The 3,498-nt window shown below is 70.6% G+C and carries 4 protein-coding genes; all 4 read right to left on the bottom strand.

What is annotated here, in order from left to right:
• Window positions 1-325: potassium-transporting ATPase subunit KdpA (locus VME70_12690; protein ID HTW21055.1), on the bottom strand; the 325-nt coding region annotated here is incomplete at its 3' end.
• Complete coding sequence (locus VME70_12685; protein HTW21054.1) at window positions 325-414, bottom strand: potassium-transporting ATPase subunit F; 90 nt, start codon at window positions 412-414, stop codon at window positions 325-327. The genes VME70_12690 and VME70_12685, both read right to left, overlap by 1 nt.
• Before the next feature lie 191 nt (window positions 415-605).
• Window positions 606-2,156 carry a methyl-accepting chemotaxis protein gene (locus VME70_12680; protein ID HTW21053.1) on the bottom strand — a complete coding sequence of 517 codons (1,551 nt, stop codon included), beginning with the start codon at window positions 2,154-2,156 and terminating at the stop codon, window positions 606-608.
• Window positions 2,157-2,229: 73 nt separating this feature from the next.
• Window positions 2,230-3,498: MFS transporter (locus VME70_12675; GenBank protein ID HTW21052.1), on the bottom strand; the 1,269-nt coding region annotated here is incomplete at its 5' end.

The raw sequence follows: 3,498 nt of genomic DNA, 5'->3' as shown, positions 1-3,498 counted from the left end.
TGAAGCTGGCCGCGGTGTTGAACGACTGGCTCGCGTGCATGCCGCCGTAGCCGAGGCTGAACGGCAGGTGGTGCTGCGCGCGCAGGATGACGTAGAGGCCGAGAACCGAGATCGCCGAGAACGCGAGCACGCTGCGCAGGTACGTCGACCACTTCTGGTCGACGTCGGGGTTCACACCCGTCGCGCGGTAGATCCATCGCTCGACCCGCCAGTGGTGCTCGCTGCTGTACACCCGCGCCATGTAGTCGCCGAGCGGCTTGTACGACGCCGCCAGCGCGATGACCAGGGAGACGATGAAGACGATCCCCGCCGTCGTCGAGCTCATCAGAACCGCTCAGGAAGCAGCAGTGCGACCACCAGGAAGATGCCGGTCGCGATCGCGAGGATCAGACCGACGAGGTTGTCGGCGGTCATAGCCGCTCGGCTCCCTTGGCGATCAACGCGAAGAGCGCGAACACGGCGATGGTCAGGAGGATGAAGGCAAGATCAGCCATGCCCGCAGTGTTGGTCCGGGCGCAGAGCGGCTTCAAAGACCGTGACGAGTCCCTGACGCGGCGCGCAGGAATCTCAACGGGATCCTGACGCGACCCACCGCGAGGAGTGGTTCAGGCGACCTTGAACTGCGCGATCGATGCCCGCAGCTCGGCGGCGAGCGTGTTCAGCTGCGAGGCCGCCGCGGCCGACTGCTTGGAGCCGACGGCGTACTGCCGGGACACATCCGAGACCTGCGTCATGGCCGCGACGACCTGGTCCGACGCCGAGCGCTGTTGCTGTGTCGCGACCGAGATCTCCTTGGCTGCAGTGGTGGTTTCGTCGACCATGCCGGAGATCCGCTCCAGCGCGTCCACGACGCCACGGGCGAGGTCGGAGCCGCGCCGGACGTCGGTTGCCCCTTCCTCGGTCGCGACGATCGTCGCCGTCGTCTCCGACTGGATCTCGCCGACGATCGCCTGGATCTGCCCGGTCGACTGCTGCGCGCGTTCGGCGAGCTTGCGCACCTCGGCGGCGACGACGGCGAAGCCGCGGCCGCCTTCGCCGGCGCGGGCCGCCTCGATCGCGGCGTTGAGAGCGAGCAGGTTGGTCTGGTCCGCGAGGTCGTTGATGACGTCGAGGATCCGGCCGATCTCCTGGCTCTTGTCGCCGAGCGCTTGCGTGCGCAGCCCGATCTGGTCGACGCGGATCGCGATCGTGTCCATCGCCTCGACGCTCGCCGACACTGCCTTTCGCCCGTCCTCGGCGTACCGGAGCGTCTCGGCGGCATAGCGCGCCACGGCCTCGGAGGTCTCGGCGATCTGGGCCGCGGTCGCCGCCAGCTCCTCGATCGTCGACGTCGTCTCCGAGATCGCCGATGACTGCTGGCTCGCCGAGACCGCATGCTCCTCGGCGGTGGCAAGGAGCTCGACCGCGGAGGCGACGATCTGGTCGCCGCCGGAGCGCACCTGGGCCACCAGGTTGCGCAGGTTGCCGAGGGTCTCGTCCAACGCGCCGGTGAGGTGGCCCAACAGCTCCTCGGGAGTGCCCTCCTGGTCGACGCGGACCGAGAGATCGCCCTGCGCGGCCTTGGCGAGAGCCAGGGAGAGGTCATCCACGGTGGCCTTGAGCGCAACCGCTTCGGCCTCGCTGTTGACCCGCTGTTGTTCGAGCGAGTTCGACACCGCGCTGCCGATCAGCGCCATCAGCGGCGTGCAGATACCGATCAGCAACAGCGGACCGACGCTGTGCTCGTTCAGGTCGTGGGCGATCCAGGTGCCGAGCACGAGGCCGCAGTCCATCAGCAGCGCCTGCGCGACCGCCGCCATACGGTTCGGCGCGATGACCGATGCACCGGCGGTGGTGAGCAGCATGAGCACCCAGAACGGGCCGCTGACGCCACCGGTCAGCCCGATCACCGCGACGAGCGCCACCAGGTCCAGCGCGCCCATCGTGAACAGGTAGGGGACCTCGGCCCACGCCGCCTTGGCCTTGGTCCACGGCACGGCACCCTGCATCGCCACCGCAAGGGCGCCGACCCCGAGCCAGCCGTAGAGGATGTTGCGGTGCTCGTGGGCGGGGCCGTGGCCGACCGCGGCCATGACGGTGACCGCGAGGGCAGCGGCCAGCCACTTGCCCAGGCCGGCGATGCTTGCCTCGCGGGAGAGCCGATTCCACGCGGTCACGTCATGTGCATCGGAGGATTCGGCATTCGGGTGAAGCCGAGCGTGCGAGCGATCTTGGCCGTCCGAACGGCGGTCAACCGGCCCGGCGGGCGGTGAGCAGGGGCGCAGCCGCGGCCGCCGCCACCATCCAGGCCGCCGCATACGCGAATCCGGCGGTCGCGGACACCGTGCTCCACAGCAGGCCGACCACCGCGGAGGAGGTCAAGGCGCCGATTCCCTGCACGACCCCGAGCAGCCCGAAGCCGTTGCTCCGGAGCCGGTCCGGCAGCAGGGTTGCGACCGCTGCGGTCTCTGCCGGCTCACCGAACCCGATCCCGGCACCGGCGACGACGAAGGCGAGCAAGAGAACGCCGGGGTTATGCGGGCCGAACGCGAACAGGCCATAGCCCACGACGTACGACGACGCCGCGATGACCATCGCGGCGCGGGCACTGCGCCTGTCGATCAGGTGCCCGGCGGCGAAGGCGGTCACTGTCGCGGCCAGGTTGTGTGCGGCATAGAAGAGGACGGCGAGGCTGGTGGCCGCCGCGATGCTGCGCCCGTCGCGGTGCAGCAGGTCGGTGGCCCGAAGGATCATCAGCGTGGCGGCGAGGTTCCCCAGCTCGAACAGCGTCGGTGCCGCCAGCACCCTGGTCAGCCCGGCCCGGTGGAGCTCGCCGAGGTTGTAGGACAGCACCTTGCGGGCCTTGCCCGGCCCGAGCTTCGAGCGGGCCTCACGCGCGGCCACCCCGATCGCGAACGCGGCCACGAACCCGGGGATCGCCGCGATCAGGAGCGTGGGTCGGATCCCGATGACCGCCACCAGCAACGCGGCCAGCAGCGGCCCGCCGACTGCACCGAGGTTGTCCCCGGCGCGTTCGAGCCCGCTCGCGCGGCCGTACGCGCTCGCCGGCACCAGCGTGAACAACATCGAGTCACGAGCCGGCGAGCGCAGCCCGCGGCTGGTCCAGGCGAGCGCGCGGAGGATGGCGACCTGCCACACCGCGGTGGCGAGCCCGATGGCCCCGGTGGCCAACGCGGTGCCGACGTACCCTCCGGCGACCAGCCGGCGGCGCCGCTCGGGATCCACGGCGAGCGGCCCGCCCACGAGCTTCGCCACGCCGACCAGCGCGTCGGCGATGCTCTCGATCACCCCTAGGGCGCCCGGACCCGAGTGCAGGGTCGCCGTCACGAAGCTCGGCAGCGCGCTCGTCGTCATCTCGTGACCGAGGTCGGAGAACATGCTGGCCGCGCCGATGCTCGCGACTCCCGGGGTCAGCCAGCCGCGCGGCGCATCGTCTTCGGTTGCTTCGGCTTCGGTGGCGTCGGCGTCGTCGCCGCCGGCGGGGTCAACCTCGCTCAC

Source organism: Mycobacteriales bacterium, assembly GCA_035504215.1.
GTDB lineage: Bacteria > Actinomycetota > Actinomycetes > JAFAQI01 > JAFAQI01 > DATAUK01.
This window is presented reverse-complemented; position numbering and strand designations above follow the sequence as displayed.

Bases quoted from the DNA above. Each gene is read 5' to 3' on its own strand.
- VME70_12685 (HTW21054.1), bottom strand. From the start codon at position 414: ATGACCGCCGACAACCTCGTCGGTCTGATCCTCGCGATCGCGACCGGC.